This window comes from Actinomyces sp. oral taxon 849 str. F0330 (assembly GCF_000239715.1).
Taxonomy (GTDB): domain Bacteria; phylum Actinomycetota; class Actinomycetes; order Actinomycetales; family Actinomycetaceae; genus Actinomyces; species Actinomyces johnsonii.
In genome coordinates this window covers 256,807-258,348 of record NZ_JH470351.1, presented here as the reverse complement: position 1 = coordinate 258,348, position 1,542 = coordinate 256,807, and the positions used below count along the sequence as shown (strand labels likewise).

3 protein-coding genes are annotated in these 1,542 nt (G+C 70.7%); 2 read left to right on the top strand and 1 reads right to left on the bottom strand.

Annotated features, from left to right (window positions below):
* On the bottom strand, nt 1-974 hold a 974-nt coding region (locus tag HMPREF0975_RS16140; protein ID WP_232212480.1), incomplete at its 3' end, for a hypothetical protein.
* A gap of 28 nt (nt 975-1,002) precedes the next feature.
* On the opposite strand from HMPREF0975_RS16140, the gene rpmB reads away from it, so the two are divergent.
* On the top strand, nt 1,003-1,242 hold the full coding sequence (rpmB, locus tag HMPREF0975_RS07005) for a 50S ribosomal protein L28 (protein WP_039894507.1): 240 nt from the start codon (nt 1,003-1,005) through the stop codon (nt 1,240-1,242).
* On the top strand, nt 1,239-1,412 hold the full coding sequence (rpmG, locus tag HMPREF0975_RS07000; RefSeq protein ID WP_003789591.1) for a 50S ribosomal protein L33: 174 nt from the start codon (nt 1,239-1,241) through the stop codon (nt 1,410-1,412). Before rpmB ends, rpmG begins: the two co-directional genes overlap by 4 nt.
* The last annotated feature ends 130 nt before the right edge of the window (nt 1,413-1,542 follow it).

Genomic DNA, 1,542 nt, shown 5'->3' with positions numbered 1-1,542 from the left:
GTACAGACCCGGCCGGGGCGGCTGGGCAGCCAGAAGCAGCCGCGAGCGCACAGGCCCCGGCCGGCGAGGTCGACGACGAGGGCGCGCAGGCGCCCGGGGTGGAAGGGCAGGGCGGCGCTGAGGTCGAGGGTCCACACGCCGTGGTCGTCGGGGCCGCCCCAGGCACTGGTGGTAGCAGGATGGATGCGACTCAGAGAGGCCGCGGCGTCGTGGGAGAGGCCGGTGAGGGTCTCCAGGAGGGGCGCGTCGAGCCCGGGGAGCAGCAGCGCGTCGTGGGGGCGCAGGTGCTCGATGAGGTCGGCCCCAGTGGGTTCCTCGTCGCGTCCCAGGGCCAGGACGACGTCGGCGTAGCCGAGGTTGGCCAGGTGCACGGCGCCCGTGCAGCGGCAGTCGCCGGGGAAGGCAGCCAGCAGGCGGTGCTCGAGGAGCTCGTCCAAGGCGGTGGTGGCGTCCAGGACATGGGCGGCCCCGGCCAGTCTCACACCGGTGCCGGCGAGGTCCTCGGCTAGGCGGGGCAGGAGGTGGGCGAGTTCGACGGCCGCTGGCAGGAGGATGACGGTGGTGCCGCCCGGGGCCTGGGCGGCACGGTCCTCGGCGACGGCGACCAGGACCTCGCGCAGTGAGCAGGTGGGGCAGGTGAAGGGCATGGGGACGTCGAGGCGCACCGGGTCGTCGTCGAAGCCGTCGGCCGAGCTGTGGCTGACGAGGCAGACCAGATCGCCGCTGTCGTCACCGACGTCGCAGCCCTCCTCGTCCTCGTCGCCGCCATCTTCCTCGTCGAAGTGGAAGCCGGCGCGGATGACGACGGCGTCCTGGCCGGCCAGGGAGAGGTCGACCAGGTCCAGCAGGGCAGGGTCGACGGCGCCGATGAGGGACAGGGCGTGCCGGCCATCGGCATCAGTCCGGGTACCGGGGAGAGCGAAGAGGTCATCCGAGGGATCGGTCACGAGGTCCTCCAGCAGAGTTGACGACACTGAGAATCATTCTTATATCATGCTCGTCATGACAACCTACTGCCAAGTCACGGGAGCTCGGCCGGTCTTCGGCCGCTCCGTCTCCCACTCGCACCGGCGCACACCGCGGCGCTGGGACCCCAATCTGCAGCGCAAGCGCTACTGGGTGCCGTCGCTGGGACGCACCGTGCGTCTGACGGTATCCGCCAAGGGCATCCGCACGATCGACAAGCTGGGCATCGACGTCGTCGTGGCCCAAATGCTGGCCCGAGGGGAGAAGCTGTCATGAGCGGCGCCAAAGGGAAGGACCTGCGGCCGATCATCAAGATGGTCTCCACCGCGGGCACAGGGCACACCTACGTCACCCGCAAGAACCGCCGCAACACCCCCGACCGGCTGGTACTGCGCAAGTTCGACCCGGTGGTGCGCCGGCACGTGGAGTACAAGGAGTCGCGCTGATGGCCAAGAAGTCCAAGATCGCCGCCGAGCTGCGGCGCCGGGAGGTGGTGGCCCGCTACGCCGAGCGCCGGGCCGAACTCAAGCGGGCCTCAGTGAACCCCCACCTGAGCCAGGCCGAGCGCGACGAGGC

Coding starts and splice junctions, on each gene's coding strand:
- rpmG (WP_003789591.1), top strand. CDS start 1,239: ATGAGCGGCGCCAAAGGGAAGGACCTGCGGCCGATCATCAAGATGGTC.
- rpmB (WP_039894507.1), top strand. CDS start 1,003: ATGACAACCTACTGCCAAGTCACGGGAGCTCGGCCGGTCTTCGGCCGC.